This window comes from Enterococcus sp. DIV2371, assembly GCF_050498525.1.
GTDB classification, from domain to species: domain Bacteria; phylum Bacillota; class Bacilli; order Lactobacillales; family Enterococcaceae; genus Enterococcus_B; species Enterococcus_B mangumiae.
Genome location: NZ_JBIPAJ010000001.1, coordinates 1,859,798 through 1,884,758, shown reverse-complemented (window position 1 = coordinate 1,884,758; position 24,961 = coordinate 1,859,798). Strand labels below are relative to the sequence as shown.

At 38.3% G+C, this 24,961-nt stretch carries 18 protein-coding genes; 16 read left to right on the top strand and 2 right to left on the bottom strand.

All coding sequences use genetic code 11. From position 1 onward, the window contains the following. Positions 1-28 precede the first annotated feature (28 nt). Genes IGL24_RS08770 through IGL24_RS08760 form a run of 3 tightly spaced genes read left to right on the top strand, consistent with a single transcriptional unit; the run spans position 29 to position 3,544 of the window. Complete coding sequence (locus tag IGL24_RS08770) at positions 29-958, top strand: glycosyltransferase family 2 protein (protein WP_206857097.1); 930 nt, start codon at positions 29-31, stop codon at positions 956-958. Further along, positions 955-2,121, top strand: coding sequence for a nucleotide sugar dehydrogenase (locus IGL24_RS08765; RefSeq protein ID WP_206857100.1), 1,167 nt, complete (start codon positions 955-957; stop codon positions 2,119-2,121). Before IGL24_RS08770 ends, IGL24_RS08765 begins: the two co-directional genes overlap by 4 nt. Before the next feature lie 4 nt (positions 2,122-2,125). Beyond that, a complete protein-coding gene (locus IGL24_RS08760) occupies positions 2,126-3,544 on the top strand; it encodes an oligosaccharide flippase family protein (RefSeq protein ID WP_206857109.1) in 1,419 nt (472 codons plus the stop codon). A 127-nt stretch (positions 3,545-3,671) separates the two neighbouring features. Here the strand turns inward: IGL24_RS08760 and IGL24_RS08755 are convergent, their stop codons facing one another. Then, positions 3,672-4,373 (bottom strand): Crp/Fnr family transcriptional regulator, encoded by a 702-nt coding sequence (locus tag IGL24_RS08755; protein ID WP_206857110.1) that lies wholly within the window; start codon positions 4,371-4,373, stop codon positions 3,672-3,674. Between the two features lie 733 nt (positions 4,374-5,106). On the opposite strand from IGL24_RS08755, the gene arcA reads away from it, so the two are divergent. The 4 genes from arcA (at position 5,107) to argS (ending at position 10,743) form a co-directional block, all read left to right on the top strand. After that, positions 5,107-6,336 carry an arginine deiminase gene (gene arcA / locus IGL24_RS08750; RefSeq protein ID WP_206857118.1) on the top strand — a complete coding sequence of 410 codons (1,230 nt, stop codon included), beginning with the start codon at positions 5,107-5,109 and terminating at the stop codon, positions 6,334-6,336. A gap of 92 nt (positions 6,337-6,428) precedes the next feature. Then, entirely contained in the window at positions 6,429-7,448 is a 1,020-nt protein-coding gene (argF, locus tag IGL24_RS08745) for an ornithine carbamoyltransferase (RefSeq protein WP_206857121.1), read from the top strand. 113 nt (positions 7,449-7,561) lie between these two features. Next, positions 7,562-8,515 (top strand): carbamate kinase, encoded by a 954-nt coding sequence (gene arcC, locus IGL24_RS08740; RefSeq protein ID WP_207115540.1) that lies wholly within the window; start codon positions 7,562-7,564, stop codon positions 8,513-8,515. 536 nt (positions 8,516-9,051) lie between these two features. Next, a complete protein-coding gene (gene argS, locus IGL24_RS08735; RefSeq protein WP_206857134.1) occupies positions 9,052-10,743 on the top strand; it encodes an arginine--tRNA ligase in 1,692 nt (563 codons plus the stop codon). A gap of 105 nt (positions 10,744-10,848) precedes the next feature. Here the strand turns inward: argS and IGL24_RS08730 are convergent, their stop codons facing one another. Beyond that, positions 10,849-11,334, bottom strand: a complete 486-nt coding sequence (locus tag IGL24_RS08730; protein ID WP_206857135.1) for an arginine repressor — start codon at positions 11,332-11,334, stop codon at positions 10,849-10,851. Positions 11,335-11,705: 371 nt separating this feature from the next. Between IGL24_RS08730 and rpsB the strand changes: the two genes are divergently transcribed. The 9 genes from rpsB to IGL24_RS08685 all read left to right on the top strand — a co-directional run bounded on the left by rpsB (position 11,706) and on the right by IGL24_RS08685 (position 24,941). Further along, on the top strand, positions 11,706-12,488 hold the full coding sequence (rpsB, locus tag IGL24_RS08725) for a 30S ribosomal protein S2 (RefSeq protein WP_010735184.1): 783 nt from the start codon (positions 11,706-11,708) through the stop codon (positions 12,486-12,488). 96 nt (positions 12,489-12,584) lie between these two features. Beyond that, positions 12,585-13,466: a translation elongation factor Ts gene (tsf, locus tag IGL24_RS08720; RefSeq protein ID WP_206857136.1), complete on the top strand. Its 882-nt coding sequence runs from the start codon at positions 12,585-12,587 to the stop codon at positions 13,464-13,466. Between the two features lie 230 nt (positions 13,467-13,696). Continuing rightward, positions 13,697-14,419: a UMP kinase gene (pyrH, locus tag IGL24_RS08715; protein WP_206857138.1), complete on the top strand. Its 723-nt coding sequence runs from the start codon at positions 13,697-13,699 to the stop codon at positions 14,417-14,419. Between the two features lie 3 nt (positions 14,420-14,422). Next, a complete protein-coding gene (gene frr, locus IGL24_RS08710; RefSeq protein WP_206857141.1) occupies positions 14,423-14,980 on the top strand; it encodes a ribosome recycling factor in 558 nt (185 codons plus the stop codon). A 179-nt stretch (positions 14,981-15,159) separates the two neighbouring features. Further along, positions 15,160-15,966 carry an isoprenyl transferase gene (locus IGL24_RS08705; protein WP_206857143.1) on the top strand — a complete coding sequence of 269 codons (807 nt, stop codon included), beginning with the start codon at positions 15,160-15,162 and terminating at the stop codon, positions 15,964-15,966. Next, a complete protein-coding gene (locus IGL24_RS08700; RefSeq protein WP_207700072.1) occupies positions 15,963-16,763 on the top strand; it encodes a phosphatidate cytidylyltransferase in 801 nt (266 codons plus the stop codon). Before IGL24_RS08705 ends, IGL24_RS08700 begins: the two co-directional genes overlap by 4 nt. 200 nt (positions 16,764-16,963) lie before the next feature. Further along, the gene (gene rseP / locus IGL24_RS08695; protein ID WP_207115539.1) at positions 16,964-18,232 is read left to right on the top strand and encodes an RIP metalloprotease RseP; all 1,269 of its coding nucleotides are present in this window, start codon (positions 16,964-16,966) and stop codon (positions 18,230-18,232) included. 60 nt (positions 18,233-18,292) lie between these two features. Then, positions 18,293-20,002, top strand: coding sequence for a proline--tRNA ligase (locus IGL24_RS08690; RefSeq protein ID WP_207115538.1), 1,710 nt, complete (start codon positions 18,293-18,295; stop codon positions 20,000-20,002). A gap of 586 nt (positions 20,003-20,588) precedes the next feature. After that, positions 20,589-24,941, top strand: coding sequence for a PolC-type DNA polymerase III (locus tag IGL24_RS08685; protein ID WP_207115537.1), 4,353 nt, complete (start codon positions 20,589-20,591; stop codon positions 24,939-24,941). The last annotated feature ends 20 nt before the right edge of the window (positions 24,942-24,961 follow it).

Here is a 24,961-nt window from a genome sequence, read left to right as displayed (position 1 = left end):
AATATAACAAATAGAGGACGAATCAATAATGGTGAAAGAAGAACTTGTAACAGCAATTATAACTACAGTAAATAGGGATACTGAATTAATAAGAGCTATTAAGAGTATTGAGAGACAGACCTATAGAGATATTGAAATTGTAGTTGTAATCGATGGTGTAAACAATAGAATCAAAAAAATGTTACAGAATTATAAAACTAACTGTATTTTACCTTTAGAATGCTTTGAAACTATAGAAAAAAAAGGTGGAAATTATGCTAGAAATTTTGGGATTGATCAGGCAAAAGGTAAGTACATTGCATTATTAGATGATGATGATGAGTGGTTACCTGAAAAAATCGAACAGCAAATAAATCTTTGTCGATCATTTCAGAATAAAAGTATTATATTCTGCTCTGTTATAAATAAAATGAAGTCTAATGAGGTTGTTTTACCAAGAAAAAACTTCGATAATAGCAATGGAAACATAGTGGATTATTTGTTTTCTTATAGATATGGTTTGAAAAGCGGATTTATTCAAACATCTACATTATTTGGATCAAAAAATATTTTTGAAGAAGTACCCTTCGATAATGAACTGATTAAACATCAAGATTGGGACTGGGTCATTCAGGCTAGTGATAAAGGAATCTCTTTCAAACATATCAAGGAACCATTAGTCATCTATCATAATGAGGAGCAAACAAATCGAGTAGGAAGAAGTGGCACGTATAAATTTTCAATGGAATGGATCGAAAAAAATTGCAATAAAATTAAAAAAAAATATTATTACTTATTTCTTTATACCGTAATACAGCTAGCTATTTCTTCAGATAACGCCTTGTGTTATGAAGAGAAAAAAACAGAGTTAACCAATATAAGAAATAAAGTGCCATTTACAGAAAAGTGGAACGTTACTTATTTATATTACTTTATAAAAGCAAATAGAAACTTAGAAAAGACGAGGACAAGGATATGAATATCTCAGTATTCGGCTTAGGCTATGTAGGTTTAGCAAATGCACTACTTCTAAGCCAAAGCGAGGAAGTCAAAGCATTTGATATTGTAACAGAAAAAATAGATCAGCTGATTCAAGGAATCTCTCCTATAGAAGATAAAGAAATCAGTGAATTTTTAAAAAAGGATAATCTCAAGATTAATTTTATTAAAGACTTCGAAGAAGCTGTTATTTTTGGTGATTACCTAATTATCGCAACCCCAACAGATTATGATGAAAAGAAAAATTACTTTAACACTTCTTCAGTTGAAAAAGTAATCGAAGAAGCTTTAGCAATTCGACCGGATGCTACTTTTATAATCAAATCCACTGTTCCTGTAGGGTACACAGAAGAGTTAAAGAAAAAGTATGGAACGGAGCGGATAATCTTTTCTCCAGAATTTTTGCGTGAAGGCAAAGCATTATACGACAACCTTCATCCATCAAGAATTGTTATTGGTGAAAATTCAGATAGAGGGCAAAAAATTGCAAATCTTTTTAAGAAGAATGCACACGATAAAGATGTCCCTATATTATTAACAAATTCAACAGAAGCTGAAGCAATCAAATTATTTTCAAATACGTATTTGGCTCTAAGAGTTGCATATTTTAATGAACTAGACACGTATGCTGAGTCAAATGGTTTAGATAGTAGGCAAATCATTGAAGGGGTCGGACTAGATCCTAGGATTGGTTCACATTATAATAACCCTTCGTTTGGTTATGGTGGTTACTGTTTACCAAAAGATACTAAGCAGTTGCGTGCGAATTATAGTGGTGTTCCAAGTAATTTAATTGGTGCAATCGTTGATGCAAACACGACTAGAAAAGATTTTATTGCAGAGCAAATTTTAACTAGAAATCCTAAAGTAGTAGGAATTTATCGTTTAACAATGAAAGCTGCCTCAGATAATTTTCGTTATTCTTCGATTCAGGGTGTAATGAAAAGACTGAAGGCGAGAGGTATTTCTATTGTGGTTTATGAACCTACTTTAGATGATACAGAGTTTTCTGGTTTTCCTGTGATTCATGAACTTGAAGAATTTAAAAATATTAGTGATGTAATCATATCTAATCGATTTGATGAAGAATTAGTTGACGTTGAAGAAAAAGTTTATACCAGAGACATTTTTAGAAGGGATTGATTGAGTGAAAAACATAGCTCGAAATTTCATTTATCAATCTATATTCCAGATAATGAAAATAGTTATTCCAATCGTAACTATACCGATAGTCTCTATGGCGTTAGGTCCTGCAGGAATAGGTATTTTCAATTATACAAATTCAATCGCACAATATTTTGTATTAGTTGCTAGTTTAGGCGTAGCTATGTATGGAAACAGAGAAATTGCACTTGCGTATAATCGGCAAGAGGATATATCTAAACTATTTTGGGAAATTGTTGTGTTTAAAGCAATATTGACGTTAACAGTATTTTTTATTTATATTGGTGTAGTCAGCTTTCTACCTAACAGTAATTATTTTTATTTTCAAAGTTTAACAATTTTAGCAGTGTTATTCGATATATCCTGGTTCTTTATGGGAATTGAAGATTTTAAGTTGACAAGTGTATCAAGTTTATTCGTTCAAATAATTACCTTTGTACTAATACTGCTTTTTATTAAGGATTCAAATGATGTAGGTATCTATATTTTGATCCAAACAACGGGTACCTTCATTTCACAATTATTAGTTTGGTTCTTTATCAAACCTTATATTAAGTTTCAAAAAATTAACCTAAAAAAAAGTTTTAGTCACATCAAAGGTTCTTTTGAATTCTTTATACCACAAGTGGCGATTACTTTATACACGAATTTGAATAAGACTTTGTTGGGCGTATTTATAGGAGCTTCAGCAGTTGGGTTTTATACAAACTCATTAACACTGAATACTGTGTTTATTACCATCATCACTACACTGGATATTGTTTTACTACCACACATGAGTGGTTTGTTTGCAAAAAAAAGTATTCATCGTATTGTTGAATTAATGGATAAGACAATTGATTTACAGTTGTTTTTTAGTTTGCCCATTATGTTTGGGATGTTAACTGTATATGATAAACTTGTTCCGTGGTTTTTTGGTGAAAAGTTTTTATTTATAAATAATGTAATTCCGTTTTTCACCCCATTAATTGTAATCATTCCTTTAGGCATGGCTGTTTCTAGGCAATACCTTATTCCTATTGGCAAGGTAAAAGAATACAATAAATCTGTGATTATTGGTGCAGGCATAAATATTATAAGTAATTTAATTTTATTACCAACTATTGGATTTTTTGGAGTCGTCATTTCTAATTTACTGGCAGAGTTTTTTGTTACTGCAGTGAGAGTAAGGTCGTTTCTCAAGTCGACTAACTTTTCTTTTAATTTTCGTCGTATAATTATTTATCTTATTTCAGCACTTGTAATGATGATCATTACAAGAATGTTGACACAAGCTATGCCACCAAGTTTAATGACAAATATAATACAAGGTTTAATCGCTATGTTCGTCTATTTTGTACTCACTACAGTGATGAAAACAAACCCAATTATTGCTTTTATCAAAGAAAAAAGAAGTAAATAAAAAATTACTTCCTTCTTTTATTGAATATTTTAAAGATAAAAATGAAGATGAGCCAAAGGCAGTTTTATATTTAAACTATCTTTGGCTCATCTATTGTTATTTGATTAGTGTAGAATGCTTTGGCGGATCACTCCCGCCACCCCGGCGTCACTGCCTCCTTACAAAACGTAAATCGTTTCTTATCGTAATCCAGCAACCCTGAATCTTTCAGCTGCTTGATGACTTGTCCGGCAGTCTCACGTGTGGTGCCGCTGTTCACAGCAAGTTCTTTCAGCGTGATAGGGTAAGGGATCGATACGTGGCCATCTTCTGTAGGGATTCCTAATTCTTCTTTTAAAACAAATAGGTTTTGTTTTACTCGGTCAAAGGCACTGGAAGTCAAGCCGATTTGGATGCGTAGTTCATGCATCTGGACGACTTTAGCTAATTTTTGGATCATATAGATCAATTGGCTAGGATTGTTTCTGACGATTTTTTCATAACAAGCGACAGGGAAGTAAAATGTTTCGATATCGGTCATGGCTTGTGCTGTATACGTATAGGTTCCTTCTTCAAAAATACCGGACATTGGAAAAAGATTATTTGCGGTGACATAATCATAGTAGTAATAAGTGGCGCTTTCGTCATAACGCTCTAAGCGGATCAGGCCTTCTGATAGTACATAGAATCGCTGACGTTCATCTCCTTCATCAAAGAGTACTTGTCCTTTCTTATATGAACGTAGGACAGTCTGCTCTTTGAGTTCTTCAAATTCCTCATCAGTAAAGTGTTCAAAATCAGGTTGATATCTGAGTTTAGAAAAATGATAGTCGATTTTATTTATACGCATGGATATTCCTACTTCCTAATTAATACTTTAGTTCTATTGTGACTTCTTTTAATTCTTTTGTAAAGCTTTAGCACAGTCCTTTAGAAACAAAAATTTACTAGATAAACTTATTTTTCCTTTTCCTAAAGTCTAGCCAAAGAATTGTTTCAACTACTTAGAATGGGATAATGATTAATCTAATAATCAACCAGCATTCAGATCCAAAGAAATAATGACGAACAGTCTTAAACACATTCATGTTTTTGACTATTTTTCAAAAGAGAGGACATAACGATTTATAAAGATCAGCCATAAATACCATTTGGTGCTGTGTGTAGAATCACGTTTCATAGAAAAGAGAAAATACACGCAGATAAAAGCAATTTATTATAAAAAATCAATAGACTTTGTTATTATGTAAGAATTATACAAAACGAATGAATAAAATTTGTTGACCTATCATAAAACTGTATAAAAAACAAATAATATACATAAAGTAAACGCTAACAAGCTTAATTTAATTGGAATTTCAAAATATACATAAAAAAATTTTTGATGAATAAAAATTTTTTTGAGAGAGTTTTCAGTATAAAAAAAAGAGAAATTATTAATAAAAGTTGCAAAAATGTTTAATTATTTAATTAATGTTTAATAATGTGAGATTCTTCTCATTTTAAATGCGAGAAAAGCATGAAAGTGATTACAAAACCGGTTTATTCTAAGAATGTAAACAAAACGAAGGAGGCAACACAACATGGATAAACCGATTCACGTTTTCTCTGAGATAGGGAAGTTAAAGACAGTATTATTAAAACGACCTGGACAAGAAGTGGAAAATCTAACGCCAGATATTATGGACCGTTTGTTGTTCGATGATATTCCATATTTACCGATCGCACAAGCTGAGCATGATGAATTTGCACAAGTACTTCAAAGTGAAGGGGCAGAAACATTATATCTAGAAAAATTGGCGGCTGAAGCAATCGATGCTGGCAATGTCAAAGAGCAATTTTTAAATAAAATGTTAGACGAATCTTTCATTGCATCAAATGCTGTTAGAGATGGTCTTCATGAGTTCCTTCTATCAATGGATACACAAGATATGGTTGATAAGATCATGGCTGGTGTTCGTACAAAAGATATCGATGTTAAATCACGCAGCTTATATGATCTATCAGCTGATGATGATTATCCATTCTACATGGACCCAATGCCTAACTTATACTTCACGAGAGACCCTTCCGCATCAATGGGGAACGGAATGACAGTGAATAAAATGGCATTTGAAGCACGTCGTCGTGAGTCAATGTTCACAGAATACATTTTGAAACACCATCCACGTTTTGCAAATAAAGGCGTTGAGGTATGGTTGGATCGTGAAAATCCAGACCATATCGAAGGTGGGGATGAATTGATCCTTAGTGACACAGTTGTCGCTGTTGGTATCTCACAACGAACAAATGCAAAAGCAATCGAGCGTTTAGCACGTCACTTATTTGCGAAAAATTCAGGATTTGAAAAAGTCTTGGCAATCAAGATCCCAAATAACCGTGCGATGATGCATTTAGATACAGTATTTACAATGGTTGACCATGATAAGTTCACGATCCACCCAGCAATCCAAAGTAAAGAAGGAAAAATGGATGTCTTTACAATTGAACAAGCTGGCGATGATATCACGATCTCTCATTCAGATGATTTACAAGAGTCATTGAAATCAGCTTTAGGGTTAGATGATCTAGTGTTGATCCCTACTGGTAATGGTGATGCGATTGTTGCTCCTCGTGAACAATGGAATGATGGCTCAAACACATTAGCAATCGCTCCTGGTGTAGTAGTTACTTACAACCGTAACTATGTATCCAATGAGTTATTGAGAAGCTACGGTATCAAAGTGCTGGAAATCACTTCAAGTGAATTGTCACGTGGTCGTGGCGGTCCTCGTTGTATGAGCCAACCATTAGTTCGTGAAGATTTAAAATAGTTTATTCCTGATGGCAGTTACTGTCAGCTGCCATCAGATTTCCTCTTAACCTAAATATCAAATAGAATACAATTTTAAAGGAGAATGTTCATATGAAAGAATCAGTATTTCAAGGAAGAAGTTTATTAGCAGAAAAAGATTTTACAAAGGAAGAGTTACAGTATTTGATCGACTTTTCTCAACACTTGAAAGATTTGAAAAAACGTGGCATCCCACATCATTACTTAGAAGGAAAAAATATTGCGTTACTATTTGAAAAAACATCAACACGTACTCGTGCCGCATTTACAACTGCAGCAATCGATCTTGGTGCGCATCCTGAATACTTAGGTGCGAATGATATCCAATTGGGTAAAAAAGAATCAACTGAAGATACAGCGAAAGTATTAGGAAGCATGTTCGACGGAATCGAGTTCCGCGGCTTTAGCCAACAAATGGTTGAAGAATTGGCAGAATACTCAGGCGTGCCTGTATGGAATGGTTTAACGGACGAATGGCATCCAACTCAAATGATCGCTGACTTCTTAACGATCCAAGAAAACTTCGGTAAAGTAGAAGGCATCACAGTTGCTTATTGTGGAGATGGCCGTAACAACATGGCGAACTCATTATTAGTAACAGGTGCGATCTTAGGAACAAACATGCGTATCGTTGCACCAAAAGAATTACAACCTGAAGAAGAAATCGTGAAAATGGCTGAAGAGTTTGCGGCTAAATCAGGCGCACAACTAATGATCACTGACGATGTAGCGAAAGGTGTAGACGGAGCTGACGTTCTTTACTCAGACGTATGGGTATCAATGGGTGAAGAAGATAAGTTTGAAGAGCGTATCAAATTATTGAAACCTTACCAAATCAACATGGATATGGTAGAAAAAACAAACAATACAGATCGTTTGATCTTCTTACACTGCTTACCAGCGTTCCATGATACTAAGACTGTATACGGTGAGCAAATGAAAGAACGCTTTGGCATCACTGAAATGGAAGTGACTGATGAAGTGTTCCGCAGCAAATATGCACGCCAATTTGAGCAAGCAGAAAACCGCATGCACTCAATCAAAGCAATCATGGCAGCAACATTAGGAAACTTATTCATTCCTCGTGTATAAACACTAACAAGTAAATAATCAAAACGAGTCAGCGTGAGGATCGTTCGAGAGGAACGCTGGCTTGTTTTGTCATCGGCAAAATTCAGAATGTTCTGAAAGAAAGGGAGATAAACATGGCAAATAGAAAAGTGGTCGTTGCATTAGGCGGAAACGCGATTTTATCAACAGATGCAAGTGCAAAAGCGCAACAAGATGCGTTGATGGAAACAGCAAAATACTTAGTGAAATTTATTGAACAAGGAGATGAGTTGATCATCTCACATGGAAATGGGCCACAAGTTGGGAACTTGTTGATTCAACAACAAGCAGCTGACTCAGAAAAAACACCGGCAATGCCATTGGATACATGTGTAGCAATGACGGAAGGCTCAATCGGTTACTGGTTACAAAATGCAATGGGTGAAGTGTTGAAAGAAAAAGGCATCGATAAAGATGTCGTTTCTTTAGTAACACAAGTCATCGTTGATGAGAATGATCCTTCATTCAAAAATCCGAGCAAACCAGTGGGACCTTTCTATACAGAAGAAGAAGCAAATGAACAAATGAAGGCTGATTCTTCCGTAACGTTCAAAGAAGATTCTGGTCGTGGCTGGCGTAAAGTTGTTGCTTCACCAAAACCGATCTCAATCAAAGAAGCTCGTGTCATCCAAACATTAGTGGAACAAGGTGTCATCACGATTTCTGTTGGCGGTGGCGGTATTCCAGTAGTGGAAACAGCGACAGGTCTTGAAGGAAAAGAAGCCGTGATCGATAAAGATTTTGCTTCTGAAAAATTAGCTGAGATCATTGGTGCAGATTTATTGATCGTGTTGACTGGCGTCGATAACGTGTATGTAAATTATCAAAAACCAGATCAAAAGAAATTAGAAACAGTTGGCGTTTCAGAAATGAAACAGTACATTACTGAAAACCAGTTTGCCCCAGGAAGTATGTTGCCAAAAGTGGAAGCAGCGATTGCGTTTGTGGAAGCTCGCCCTGCTGGAAAAGCAATTATTACTTCTTTAGAAAACATTGAGAATCTATTGGCTTCAGAAGAAGGAACGATCATCGTTGCGGATGAAGCATAAGCTCTTTCTCACAGTTTTACTATAACCGTGTGTATAAAATGTCCAGTTGGTTTTTATTCTCCTTTAGACCTCCTGGACATTTTAGGTTGTGAGAAAAGCGCTTTGACCTGAGCAATAAGATAGAAAATCAGAAAATAGCTTCTCATATTTTTGGGTTTTTTAGCTTATTGTTGAAGGTCAGCTTTTCGAACACCGTTTATTTATGAAGAAAACTCTAGCCAGTCGATTGGATTTCTGCTATAATTTAATCAAGTTAAATAAGAGCAATGTTTGCTGAACAAGAGAGTAATTGGTGTCATTTCGTTCAAAGCGAGTCTGGGTAGAGTGGAAGCCGGACGAACAAATCCCAATGAAGCGCACTTGGAGAACTCTGTTTTAGACAGACGGTCGTCTACCGATATCAGATGGAGCAGGTCCTTTTTTAGGACAATTGGAGTGGTACCGCGGGAATTCTCGTCTCTAGTAAATTCATGGAAAGTATGGATTTGCTAGAGATTTTTTTGTTTTACAGCAAACAATATATAGGAGGAAAATAGATGAATAACAAAGATGTTGTTGCAAAAGCACTATATGAAGTAGTACAAGATGACTTGACGTTGGAGCAAGTTGCCCAATTATTGGAAAATCCAAAATCAGCAGAACATGGAGATGTCGCATTTCCTGCGTTCTCATTAGCAAAAATCTTCCGTAAAGCACCTCAACAGATCGCGGCGGATCTAGCAGAAAAAATCGATGCAACGAATTTTGAAAAGATCGAAGTCGTAGGTCCATATTTGAACTTCTTTATGAACAAAGAAATCATCAGTAAGCAAGTGTTAGGCACTGTAGTGAAGGAAAAAGAACACTATGGCGACAGCACGATCGGAAACCAAGGAAGTGTGCCAATCGATATGTCTTCACCAAACATTGCCAAACCGATTTCTATGGGTCACCTACGTTCGACAGTGATCGGAAACTCGATTGGTTTCATCATGGAAAAACTAGGCTATCAACCAGTACGTATCAACCATTTAGGCGACTGGGGAACACAATTTGGTAAATTGATCGTTGCTTACAAAAAATGGGGTTCAGCTGAGTCGGTAAAAGCAGAACCAATCAATGAGTTATTACGTTTATACGTCCAATTCCACGAAGAAGCTGAAACACAACCTGAATTAAATGATGAAGCTCGTTCTTGGTTCAAGCGTCTAGAAGAAGGCGACGAAGAAGCAATGGAGCTATGGCAATGGTTCCGTGACGAATCAATGAAAGAGTTCAACAAGATCTATGATTTATTAGAAGTTCGCTTTGATTCATTGAACGGAGAAGCTTTCTACAATGACAAGATGGATGAGATCGTTGAATTACTTGAAGAAAAACATCTCTTGCAAGAAGATAAAGGAGCAGAGATCGTTGACTTATCTGCTTATGACCTAAATCCTGCATTGATCAAAAAATCAGATGGTGCGACACTATATATCACACGTGACTTGGCAGCTGCTTTGTACCGTAAACGTACGTATGATTTCAGTCAATCATTGTATGTCGTTGGGAATGAGCAAAGCTATCACTTCAAACAATTGAAAGCTGTTTTGAAAGAACTAGGCTTTGATTGGTCAGATGATATGCACCACATCCCATTTGGTTTGATCACACAAGGTGGAAAAAAACTATCAACACGTAAAGGGAAAATCGTTTTACTAGAAGAAGTATTGAATGAAGCGATCGACTCAGCAAAACAACAAATCAGTGAAAAGAATCCTGATTTGGAAAACAAAGATGTCATCGCAAAACAAGTGGGTGTCGGTGCTGTTATTTTCCATGATTTGAAAAATGATCGTTTGAATACGTTTGACTTCAATCTTGAAGAAGTTGTTCGTTTTGAAGGGGAAACAGGACCTTACGTACAATATACTCATGCACGTGCAATGAGCTTGCTAGATAAAGCAGGTTTTGTCCCTTCTGAAGAACAAGATTATGCGTTGAACGATGAAAATAGTTGGGAAGTCGTGAAGCTTGTACAGAAATATCCTGAAACAGTGCTTCAAGCAGGTGAAAAATATGAGCCATCGATCATTGCGAAACACGCAATCAAATTGGCACAAGCATTCAACAAATACTATGCACATACAAAAATCTTAGCGGATGATGAACAAAAAGAAGCACGCTTAGCATTAGTTTATGCGGTGACTGTCTTGCTGAAAGAAGATTTACGTCTATTAGGGTTGCATGCTCCGGAAAAAATGTAATAAGTTAAAATTCATTTATCCAATATAAAAGAAAAAAATGCTAGAGGATTGACACAAAAAAGGAGTAGAAATCGCAATTGATTTCTACTCCTTTTTTTCTATTGATTATTGGTCAAAAATAGAGGTTTCAGTCGGATGATGCAAAAATTTTTCAACTAACTGCGCATCTTCATCATCTTTTGAAATAATGATCGTTGTATCGAAACCAGCGATAGTACTGACGATATGTGGCGGTTTGATTTCATCTAATACAGCAGCAAACAACGGGGCATTATCTGGTAAGGTATGGACGATGGTCAAAAAATGGACACGTTCCACTTTCAACACGATATCTTCAATCATTTGGATCAAACGCTTTTCATCTTCGCTTTTTGACTCTGCCGATTCTTTTTCTTTGAAAAGAACAAAATGGGACACCCCGTTCTCATCAGGGGCTTTGACGATTTTTAAGTCACGAATATCTCTTGAAATCGTCGCTTGTGTAGCAGAGACGCCCATTTCGGTCAACTTGCTTAACATTTCATCTTGTGTACGGATCGTATAATCTTCAATGATTTGTTTAATTAATATGTGTCGCTCATTTTTTCGCATCCTACTTCTCCTTTAACGAAACATTTCACAAGTATCATAACAAAAAAACGTTGATTTGCCCATCTTTATTTTTGATCTAGCTTTCGATTTTCACGAATGCCTTATAAAAATTTCGCAAAAGAAAAGAATCAAAAAGAGTCTTGAAGAGAAAAGACAAAAAAACGTATAAGTTGATATTTTTTCTTGAAATTTCGTTGCTTTTCAGTTAAACTATTGAATGTTGAGCAGAAAAAGACTATCTTCGGGTATCTTGATCGTCTGTTCGATAAATCCACATTCTTGTTGGATCGTTGGTCGGTGCTTGAAAAAGTTGGCTAGCGAGTTGGAAGACAAGAAGAGGGAAAATAAAAACCAAATCGGAGGAAACAAACATGGCAGTAATTTCAATGAAACAATTACTAGAAGCCGGCGTACACTTTGGTCACCAAACTCGTCGCTGGAACCCAAAAATGAAGAAATATATCTTCACAGAAAGAAACGGAATCTACATTATTGACTTACAAAAAACAGTTAAATTAGTAGATGCAGCTTACGATTACATGAAGAGCGTAGCAGAAGAAGGCGGCGTTGCTTTATTCGTAGGTACGAAAAAACAAGCACAAGAAGCGATCAAAGATGAAGCAACTCGTGCTGGACAATACTTTGTAAACCACCGTTGGTTAGGTGGAACATTGACAAACTGGGATACGATCCAAAAACGTATCGCTCGTTTGAAACAAATCAATGCAATGGAAGAAGATGGAACTTTTGCTGTTCTACCTAAAAAAGAAGTTGCTGGTTTGAACAAACAACGTGAACGTCTTGAAAAATTCTTAGGTGGTATCGCTGATATGCCAAGAATTCCAGATGTAATGTACATCGTTGACCCACGTAAAGAACGTATTGCTGTTCAAGAAGCACACAAATTGAATATCCCAATCGTAGCAATGGTTGATACAAACTGCGATCCAGATGAGATCGATGTAGTTATCCCATCAAACGACGACGCGATCCGTGCCGTTAAATTGATCACTTCAAAAATGGCTGATGCTTTCATCGAAGGTAATCAAGGGGAAGATCAAGTTGTTGAAGAAGATTTTTCAGCAGAAAACACTGCAACTTCAATCGAAGAAATCGTTGATGTTGTAGAAGGCGACAACTCTTCAGCAGAATAATTTTTAAATGATGGAGCTGTTTCAAAGGCTAGGCGACAAGCCTCACTCTCCTTTGAAACAGCTTTTTTTAAAGAAAATAATTAGGAGGAAGTAAAAATGGCAGATGTTACAGCTAAAATGGTAAAAGAACTACGCGATATGACTGGCGTAGGAATGATGGATGCGAAAAAAGCATTGGTTGAAGTAGAAGGCGACATTGAAAAAGCAGTTGATCTTTTACGTGAAAAAGGAATGGCTAAAGCTGCGAAGAAAAACGATCGTATCGCCGCTGAAGGTCTTGCTTCAGTTGCAGTGAAAGGAAATACTGCAGCAATCGTTGAAGTTAACTCAGAAACTGACTTCGTTTCTAAAAACGAAATGTTCCAAGATTTAGTAAAAGAAATCGCTGAACTAGTTGCTGAAAACAAACCAGCTGACATGGACGAAGCAATGAAAATCAAAACATCAAAAGGTACAGTTGAATCTGACTTGATCGAAGCAACACAAGTTATCGGAGAAAAAATCAGCTTCCGTCGTTTCGAAGTAATCGAAAAAGATGACAATGCTGCATTTGGCGGATACCTACACATGGGTGGACGTATTGCTGTATTAGCTGTTTTAGAAGGAACAACTGACGATACAGTTGCTAGAGACGTTGCAATGCACGTAGCAGCAATCAACCCTCGTTATGTAAACGAAACTCAAATTCCTGAAGCTGAATTAGATCACGAACGTACAGTCTTGACTGAACAAGCGTTGAACGAAGGCAAACCAGCGAACATCGTTGAAAAAATGGTTGAAGGACGTTTGAGCAAATTCAAAGCTGAAATCGCATTGGTTGACCAACCATTCGTTAAAGATCCTGATATGACTGTTGAAAAATACGTTGCTTCTAAAGGCGCAACTGTGAAAACATTTGTCCGCTTTGAAGTCGGCGAAGGTATCGAAAAACGTGAAGATAACTTTGTTGAAGAAGTAATGAACCAAGTGAAAAAATAATCCAGTTTACGGACTTGATTAATGGGTACGATGTTTGGTCCAAAGAAAGTGAAGAGTTTTCTTCATTTTCTTTGAGACCGCATTGGACACATCGCTTATTTGAATGAAATGAGGAGCAGCGACATTCGTCACAGCTCTTTTTTTTAGGGCAAGAGATGTGTGTAGGTATTTTCGTGCCTAAACTATCTGGATATGGTAGAATGTCAATAGAAAATATTGGAGGAATGAACATGGTCACACCAAAATATCAGCGTGTCGTCTTAAAATTAAGTGGAGAAGCTTTAGCCGGAGATGAAGGGTTTGGGATCAAACCGCCAGTTATCAAAGAAATCATCCAAGAAATCAAAGAAGTCCACGAGTTAGGTGTTGAGATGGCAATTGTTGTCGGCGGTGGAAATATTTGGCGCGGTCAAATCGGCGCACAAATGGGGATGGAACGTGCACAAGCAGATTACATGGGCATGTTAGCGACTGTGATGAACGCTTTAGCATTACAAGATACATTAGAAAATGTCGGTGTTCCTACACGCGTCCAAACTTCCATTGAAATGCGACAAATCGCAGAACCATATATCCGTCGTAAAGCAGAGCGTCATTTAGAAAAAGGGCGTATCGTTATTTTTGCCGGTGGTACTGGTAACCCGTATTTTTCTACAGATACAACTGCGGCATTACGCGCAGCTGAAATTGGCGCTGACGTTATTTTAATGGCTAAGAACAATGTTGACGGTGTTTATTCTGCCGATCCAAAAATCGATTCAAGCGCAGTGAAATTCGATGAATTGACACATATGGAAGTCATTGCAAAAGGATTACAAGTAATGGATTCAACTGCTAGCTCATTGAGCATGGACAACGATATCCCACTACTTGTATTCAATCTTAACGAACATGGAAACATTCGCCGAGCAATCTTAGGTGAAAATATCGGAACAACCGTAAGGGGGAAATAAACAATGGCAGATGCAATTATGACAGAAGCAAAAGACAAAATGCAAAAAGCAGCACAAAATCTACAACGTGAACTTGGACAGATCCGTGCCGGTCGTGCGAATGCGAGCTTGTTAGATCGTATCACTGTTAATTATTATGGCGCACCAACACCGTTGAACCAGTTGGCTTCGATCCAAATTCCAGAAGCACGTGTATTGATGATCACGCCATTCGATAAAAGCGTCCTTCAAGATATCGAGAAATCGATCATGGCAAGTGACATTGGGATCAGCCCAACAAATGACGGAAATGTGATCCGTTTAGTGATTCCTCAGTTGACAGAAGAACGTCGTAAAGAATTAGCGAAAGACGTAAAAAAAGAAGCTGAAAATGCGAAAATCGCTGTCCGCAATATTCGTCGTGATGCAATCGATGAATACAAGAAACAACAAAAAAATGGCGATATCACAGAAGACGATTTGCGTGACTTAGAAAAAGAAGTGCAAACTCTGACAGATAACAGCATCAAAGAAGTCGACAGTATTGCTGCTGACAAAGAAAAAGAATTACTGGAAGTATAAGAATCAACAAAAACAGGTGGACAGTAAGCAATGCTGTCTCCTGTTTTTTACTTTTCGACTAAGAAATACTAAAAAATCCTTTGAATTTGCATAAAAAAAGGGTATACCATAGGAAATAACGTCAGATATTGCTATAATAATAGAGATAGCTGTAATTTTTTAGTATGGGAGGAAAAAGAATGTTACGTTTTTTTCCGCAAAAAAACAAATATATTCAAGAAAAAAGTGAACACCATTTTGATGCTGAGAGGGATATCCCGAAACATATCGCCATCATTATGGATGGGAATGGTCGTTGGGCACAAAACCGTCGCCTTCCACGGGTAGCCGGTCATAAAGAAGGAATGGAAACTGTTAAGAAAGTCACCAAAAAAGCTTCTCGTCTTGGGGTAAAAGTATTGACACTCTACGCGTTCTCTACTGAAAACTGGAAACGTCCAAAAGACGAAGTCAATTTTTTGATGCAATTACCAGTCGATTTTTTTGATACGTTCGTTCCTGAGTTGATTGCTGAAAACGTCAAAGTCCAAGTGATGGGGTACGAAGAGTTGTTGCCTGCGCATACACAAGATGCAGTTCGTCGTGCCATTGAACAAACGAAAGATAATACGGGGATGATTTTAAACTTTGCGTTGAATTATGGCAGTCGGGCAGAAATCATCTCGGCAGTCAAAGCAATCAGTGAACAGGTAAAAGAAAATGATCTTTCTCCGGAAGAAATCGACGAGGAAATGATTGCGGATCATTTGATGACCGGATTTTTACCTCCTGAACTTCGTGATCCTGGATTGGTCATTCGCACAAGTGGCGAAGAACGAATCAGCAACTTTTTGTTGTGGCAGATCGCATACAGTGAATTATATTTTTCAAAAGCATTATGGCCAGATTTTGACGGCGCTCACTTGGAAGAAGCAATTGCTTCTTATCAACATCGGGACCGTCGTTTTGGTGGAGTAAAAAGCGTAGATAAAGGAGAACAATCATGAAGCAACGTGTGATCACTGCGGTAGTAGCGTTAGCATTATTTATTCCAATCATTTGGATCGGCGGCATTGGTCTTGAATTAGTAGCCGCTCTATTAGCAGTCGTTGGTGTCTATGAGCTTTTTCGAATGAAAGGCTTGACACTACTAAGTTTTGAAGGAATCCTTTCTGCTATCGGAGCAGTATTTCTTGTTTTGCCGAAAGAAAGATGGTTTTTCTTTCTACCTGAACAAACGAATGAGTTTATGTTATTTTATTTAACAGTGATGATCCTGTTAGGCGCAGCCGTCTTTTCAAAAAACATGTACACGATCGATGAAGCTGGTTTTCCAGTCGTAACCAGTCTGTACGTCGGTTTTGGCTTTCAGAACTTTGTCAGTGCACGTACAGAAGGAATCAACGTACTATTGTTTGGGTTATTCATCGTTTGGGCAACCGACATTGGTGCTTATCTAGTTGGTCGACGTTTTGGCCAGCGCAAGCTATGTCCCGAGATCTCACCTAATAAAACGATTGAAGGGGCATTGGGAGGAATCGCTAGTGCAGTAGTTGTTGCATTATTGTATTTCTTATTATATCCACCGCAAGAATTGTTTGGTCATGGATTACTGATCATGTTACTTCTGACAATCATCCTTTCGATCGTTGGACAATTTGGGGATCTAGTTGAGTCAGCCATCAAACGTCACTATGAGGTCAAAGATTCAGGGAATATTTTACCAGGGCATGGAGGAATCTTAGATCGATTAGATAGTCTGTTATTCGTCTTTCCAGTCATGTATTTATTTGGATTGATATAAGTAAAAAATTCTGTAAAAGAAGCTTCCAAAACGGTCAGTCAGCTACGCGTCAACAAGACATGATCGATGAGGAGATTCTTTACAGGATTTTTATTTTTTTACATCTTAATCGGTGCTTGGTGAAGTGTGGATAATATGGTAAAATTAAGTAGTTTTATTTTAACTGAATAAAAATAATGATAAATGTAAAGGAGAATAGGATGAGAACAATTATCACGTTCATTATCGTTTTTGGCATCTTAGTGATCGTACATGAATTTGGCCACTTCTTCTTTGCGAAACGATCAGGAATCCTAGTTCGCGAGTTTGCCATCGGCATGGGACCTAAAATCTACGGTCACCAAGCAAAAGACGGCACGACTTATACATTGCGTTTGTTACCGATCGGTGGCTATGTGAGAATGGCTGGGAATGGGGATGACGAAACGGAAATGGCACCAGGAATGCCGTTGTCACTCTTAATGGATTCAGATCAAGTCGTAAAGAAAATCAACTTGAGTAAAAAGATCCAATTGACGAATGCGATCCCAATGGAATTGATCCGTTATGATCTTGATGAAGCACTGACGATCACAGGTTATGTGAATGGCGATGAAACACAGGAAGTAACGTATGCAGTCGATCACGATGCCTCGATCATTGAGGCAGATGGAACTGAATTGAGGATTGCGCCGAGAGATGTACAATTCCAATCAGCAAAATTATGGCAACGGATGTTGACCAACTTTGCTGGTCCGATGAATAATTTTATTTTAGCGATTCTATTATTCATCGTGTTAGCGTTTATGCAAGGTGGCGTGACAGTCACAAATACGAATCAAATCGGTGTCGTTTCGCCGGATGGAGCTGCCGCTGCAGCCGGTTTGCAAGAAAATGATGAGATTCTGCAAGTGGATGGAAAATCGATCCAAACATGGAATGATCTAACAGCGATCATTACTGAAAATCCAGATAAACCGCTTGATTTTGAAGTCGAACGTAATGGTCAAGTTTCTACGATTGAAGTAACGCCGAAATCGGTTGAGTCAAACGGTGAAAAAATTGGTCAGCTTGGGATACAAGCACCTATGAAAACTGGCTTCTTTGATAAAATCATTGGCGGGACTCAACGTGCATTCAGCAGTTCATTAGAAATATTCAAAGCATTAGGTTCGTTATTTACAGGCTTTAGCTTAGACAAATTAGGTGGCCCTGTGATGATGTTCCAATTATCTTCTGAAGCAGCAAACCAAGGTGTAATGACAGTCATCGGATTGATGGCGATCTTGTCAATGAACTTAGGGATCGTCAATTTATTACCGATCCCCGCATTAGACGGCGGTAAATTAGTACTGAATATTTTTGAAGGTGTTCGTGGCAAACCACTTAGTCAGGAAAAAGAAGGCATATTGACGCTCGTTGGTTTTGGTTTCCTGATGCTGTTGATGGTATTAGTGACATGGAATGACATTCAACGATTCTTTTTCTAGAAAAAGTAGGGTATAATGACATGCGTTAGATTATTTGAGGAATAAAGGAGTTTATATATAATGAGACAATCAAAAATGTTGATCCCAACATTAAGAGAGGTTCCAAACGATGCGGAAGTATTAAGTCATCAAATCTTATTACGTGCTGGCTATATCCGTCAGGTATCAGCTGGGATCTATTCTTACTTACCACTTGCGAATCGTGTGTTAGAAAAATTGAAAACGATCATGCGCGAAGAATTCGAAAAAATCGGGGCAGTGGAGATGTTGATGCCTGCGCTTTTACCAGCTGAATTATGGCAAGAATCTGGTCGTTATGAAACCTATGGCCCGAACCTATATCGTTTGAAAGATCGCAACGATCGTCAGATGATTTTAGGACCAACACATGAAGAAACATTTACAGAGTTGATTCGCGACGAAGTCAATTCATATAAAAAATTACCTTTGAATCTTTACCAGATCCAAGCAAAATATCGCGATGAAAAACGTCCTCGTTTTGGTCTATTACGTGGTCGCGAGTTTATTATGAAAGATGCTTATTCTTTCCATGCGTCACAAGAGAGCTTGGATGAAACGTACAAAGATTATGAGAAAGCATACACAGAGATCTTCAAACGTTGTGGTTTGGAATTCCGTGCGATCATCGGTGACGGTGGTGCCATGGGCGGAAAAGACTCAAAAGAATTTATGGCGATCTCAGAAATCGGTGAAGACACGATTTGTTATTCAACAGAAAGTGACTATGCCGCTAACTTAGAAATGGCGACAAGTTATTATGTACCAAAAAAATCGCATGAAACACAATTGGAAATGGAAAAGAAAGAAACACCAAATGTGAAAACAATCGATGAGGTGGCAGCTTTCTTTGATGTTCAGCCACAAAAAATCATTAAATCTGTTTTATTCACAGCGGATGAACAACCTGTCTTAGTTTTAGTTCGAGGCGACCATGAAGTCAACGATGTAAAATTGAAAAACTTCTTAGGCGCAGATTTCTTAGAAGAAGCAACAGAAGACGAAGCGAAAAATTATTTAGGCGCTGATTTTGGTTCAGTTGGACCAATCGGTGTATCTGAAGACGTGAAAGTCTATGCAGATCGTCATGTCCAAGATCTGGCAAATGCTATCGCTGGAGCAAACGAAACTGGCTATCATTTTATCAACGTCAATCCAGAACGTGATTTTAACGTGTTAGCTTACGAAGACTTACGTTTTGTCCAAGAAGGCGATCCTTCACCAGACAATAATGGTGTATTAGCATTTACTCGTGGAATCGAGATCGGTCATATCTTCAAACTAGGTACACGTTACAGTGAATCGATGGGTGCCACTGTTCTTGATGAAAATGGTCGTGAGAAACATGTCATCATGGGTTGCTATGGTATCGGTGTAAGCCGTTTGCTATCAGCGATCGTTGAACAAAATGCAGATGAAAACGGCATTAACTGGCCAAAAGGCATCGCACCATTTGATCTACATGTCGTACAAATGAACTTAAAAGACGAATTCCAAACGAATTTGACGAATGAAGTGGAAAAAGCGATGAATGAAGCAGGTTATCAAGTACTTGTTGATGACCGCAACGAACGTGCCGGTGTAAAATTTGCTGATTCTGATTTGATTGGTTGTCCAATCCGTATCACGATCGGTAAAAAAGCAGTAGACGGAATCGTCGAAGTAAAAATCAAGAAAACAGGTGAAATGGTCGAAGTTCGTAAAGATGAACTCGTGAACACATTACCGATTTTATTGAATCAAGGCGAATAAGCATAAATATGAAAAAGTCGTATCGGTCTCTGAATAGACGGAAGCGGCTTTTTCATTTCCTTTGGTGGATTGTGGGAGATGGTGTTCAGGAAGCATACTGCTCAGGTCAAAACGCTTCTTTCACAACCTTGATGAACGGTGTTCGAAAGCCAACTCCTTCAATATTAAGTCAAACATTGAAAAAATATGAAAAACTATTTTCTCAATTTCTGCCTTAATACTTGGAGCTGACCGGCTTTCTCACAACCTAATAAACGGTGTTCAAGAAGCTGACCTTCAATACTAAGCTGAAAAATCAAAAAATATGAGAAGCTATTTTCTGATTTTCCATCTTACTGCTCAGGTCAAAGCGCTTCTTTCACAACCTTGATAAACGGTGTTCGAAAGCCAACTCCTTCAATATTAAGTCAAAAATTGAAAAAATATGAAAAGCTATTTTCTCAATTTCTGCCTTAATACTTGGAGTTGACCGGCTTTCTCACAACCTTGATGAAAATTTCTCCAAAAAGGGTTATACTAGTTAGTATTGAAAAGTAAGGGTCGGAAATGGAATGATTTCTGGTCTTGACAGAAAGGGCGTATATTTTTGTCAGAAAAACGAGAGTTATTTGAGAAGTTATTGGAACAGATCCAATTAGAAGAAACAGAAAAATCACATCCGCTTATTTCTGCTGGTGAAATGGAACGTGTGGTCGTCCATCGTAAATCTCGTCTTTGGGAATTTACTTTACGGTTCCCGGCTATTTTACCTGTCATGATCTATCGCTCGTTGATGCAACATGTCATGCTTGCATTTAAAGAGATCGCTGAGGTGAAGATCACGATCCAAGCGGAGGATCAATCGTATGATGAGCAACTTCTGCAAGATTATTGGTCACAAGCATTAGAGAGTCAGCAATGCGATACGCCTTTAGTACAAAAGGTTCTAAAGACACAAGTGCCGACGATCAAAGACCATAAGGTGATTTTGCCGGTGGATGGGGAAGGGGCTATTGGTTATCTTAAACAACAATACTTGCCATTAGTGGAACAGTTGTTTGTCAGCTATGGCTTTCCTAAGTTCCGTATTGAACCAGAAGTCGATGAACAGCAAGCAGAAAGAGTGCTAAAGCTGTTTGAAGAAAGAAGACAAGAACAAGCGGAAGCATTTATGAAACAAGCTGCTGAAAGTTTGATTGTCCATGAACAAAAGAAAAAAGAGCGCAAAGAGCAGTTGCCAACGCTTGATGGCCCAATCCAACTAGGTAGAAATATTCCAAATGATGAGCCAATCACACCGATGATCAATATTTTGGAAGAAGAACGTCGAGTAACCATCGAGGGTTACGTTTTTGATAAAGAAGTGCGTGAGCTTCGTTCGAAACGTAAGATTTTGACATTGAAGATCACAGACTACACTTCTTCGTTTATCGTCAAAAAGTTTTCAAACAATGAAAAAGATGAACAAATCTTTGAAGCTATCAGTACGGGCAATTGGTTGAAGGTTCGCGGAAGTGTCCAAGAAGATACGTTTGTCCGTGACCTTGTGATGAATGCCCAAGATATTTTAGAAGTTAAACATGCGCCACGTAAAGATTATTCTCCTGAAGATGAAAAACGTGTTGAGTTGCATCTTCATAGCAACATGAGTACGATGGATGCGACGAATAGTGTCGCAGATCTTGTTGCTCAAGCGGGTAAGTGGGGACATAAAGCGATCGCTATCACGGACCATGGCGGAGCACAGGCTTTTCCAGAAGCGCATAGTGCAGGTAAAAAAGCTGGCGTCAAAATTTTGTATGGGGTCGAAGCGAATGTCGTGGATGATGGTGTACCGATTGCTTACAATGATGCCCATGATTCATTAAGTGAATCCACTTATGTTGTGTTTGACGTGGAGACCACTGGTTTATCCGCTGTTTATGATACGATCATCGAGTTAGCCGCCGTTAAAATGTACAAAGGAAATGTCATTGAAAGTTTTGACGAGTTCATCGATCCAGGACATCCTTTATCACGAACGACGATTGATTTGACGGGAATCACAGATGAAATGGTTCGTGGCTCAAAATCAGAAGAAGAAGTTTTACGGTTGTTCTTAGAATTTTCAAAAGACGCAATCCTAGTTGCCCATAATGCTGCCTTCGATATGGGGTTCTTGAACACAAGTTATGCGAAATACAATATCCCAGAAGCAGCGAATCCAGTCATCGATACACTAGAATTAGCTCGATATTTATATCCACAATTCAAACGATTCGGTTTAGGTGTGCTATCGAAAAAATTCGGCGTTAGCTTGGAACAGCATCACCGTGCGATCTATGATGCGGAAGCAACTGGGCATCTTGCATGGATATTTATCAAAGAAGCGATGGAAAATCATGAGATGTATTATCATGACCAGTTAAATGCGCATGTCGGTGAGGGTGATTCTTACAAGCGTGCTCGACCATTCCATGTGACGTTACTGGCGAAAAATCAAGCCGGGTTGAAAGACTTGTTCAAATTGATCTCGATGTCCAATGTCGATTATTTTGAACGTGTGCCGCGAATCCCTCGGTCACAGTTGAAGAAATTCCGACAAGATCTATTAGTTGGATCTGCTTGTGACAAAGGCGAGATTTTTGAAGCCATGATGCAAAAAGGTGTGGAAGAAGCCCGTAATCGGGCGAAATTCTATGACTACATCGAGGTCATGCCTAAAGCTGTTTATGCACCATTGTTAGAACAAGAACTTGTCAAAAATGAACATGATTTAGAAGAAATCATCCGTAATTTAGTAGAAATCGGCAAATCGTTAGACAAGATCGTTGTTGCGACAGGTAACGTGCATTATCTAAATGAAGAAGATGCGATTTACCGTAAAATCTTGGTCAACTCGATGGGTGGGGCGAATCCTTTGAATCGTCATAGCTTGCCTGAAGTTCATTTTAGAACGACGGATGAAATGCTAACTGCCTTCACTTTCTTAGGAACAGACCTAGCGAAAGAGATCGTTGTTGAAAACACCAATAAGATTGCGGATATCTGTGAAGAAGTCGTGCCAGTCAAAGACGAGCTGTATACGCCGAAAATTCCTGGTTCAGAAGATGAAATCACTGATCTAAGTTATACAAAAGCGAAACAATTATATGGTGATCCGTTGCCAGATATTGTGGAAAAACGGTTAAAAAAAGAACTGGATTCAATCAACGGAAATGGATTCTCAGTTATTTATTTGATTTCTCAAAAGTTAGTGCATAAAAGTAATGAAGACGGGTATTTGGTTGGTTCTCGTGGTTCAGTCGGTTCGAGTTTCGTTGCAACGATGACAGGGATCACTGAGGTCAATCCATTGGCACCACATTACTACTGTCCAGATTGTCAGTATTCTGAATTTTATGAAGACGGAACATACGGTTCTGGCTTTGATATGCCTGAGAAAAAATGTCCGAAATGTGGCGCTCGCTTAAATAAAGATGGGCATGATATTCCTTTTGAAACATTCTTAGGTTTCCATGGTGACAAAGTACCCGATATCGATCTGAACTTCTCTGGAGACTACCAAGCAGAAGCCCATCATTACACAAAAGTATTGTTTGGGGAAGAATACGTTTATCGTGCCGGTACGATCGGTACAGTGGCGGATAAAACGGCGTATGGCTTCGTTAAAGGGTTTGAGCGAGATCATAATTTGCATTATCGTAGTGCCGAAGTCGATCGTTTAGCAAAAGGAGCGACTGGGGTCAAACGGACGACCGGTCAGCATCCGGGGGGGATCATCGTTATCCCTGATTATATGGATGTGTATGACTTTACACCGATCCAATACCCGGCAGATGATCAAAATTCTGAATGGAAAACGACTCACTTTGATTTCCACTCGATCCATGACAATGTGTTGAAACTTGATATTCTGGGACACGATGATCCGACAGTGATCCGGATGTTGCAAGATTTATCAGGGATCGATCCCCAAACAATCCCAACCGATGATCCAGAAGTGATGCGAATCTTTTCCGGACCTGACGTATTAGGTGTTACACAAGAACAGATTTATTCTAAAACGGGTACTTTAGGTATACCGGAATTTGGGACACGGTTTGTTCGAGGAATGTTAGAAGAAACACATCCGACCACTTTTGCGGAACTATTGCAGATATCTGGTCTTTCTCACGGTACTGACGTGTGGTTAGGAAATGCAGAAGAACTGATCAAACGTGGCGATGCAACACTTGCTGAAGTAATCGGCTGTCGGGATGACATCATGGTTTATTTGATCCATGCTGGGTTAGATAGTGGCATGGCGTTCAAGATCATGGAAACGGTGCGTAAAGGATTATGGAATAAGATCCCTGATGATTTACGAGAAACATATTTGACAGCCATGAAAGAAAATAACGTACCTGACTGGTACATCGATTCTTGTTCGAAGATCAAGTATATGTTCCCGAAAGCCCATGCTGCCGCTTATGTCTTGATGGCGCTGCGTGTCGCTTACTTTAAAGTTTACTTCCCAATCTTGTATTACTGTGCGTATTTCTCTGTTCGTGCGGATGACTTTAATTTAGTCGCGATGTGTAAAGGGAAAGAAGCCGTCAAAGAGGCGATGAAAGAAATCACGGATAAGGGTCTTGATGCTTCTGTCAAAGAGAAAAATCAATTGACTGTCCTTGAATTAGCAAATGAAATGTTGGAACGTGATCTGAAATTCGGGATGATCGATCTGTATAAATCGGATGCAGTGAACTTTGTCATCGAAGGCGATACACTGATTGCGCCATTCCGCGCTGTACCGAGCTTGGGGACTAACGTGGCGAAACAAATCGTTGAAGCAAGAAAAGATGGTCCTTTCTTATCTAAAGAAGACTTAGCAACTCGCGGGAAAGTTTCAAAAACGTTGATCGAGTACATGACGGAAAATGGGGTCTTGAAAGATTTACCCGACGAAAATCAATTATCGTTATTTGATATGTTATAAAAGTCCATTCGAGAAATGAA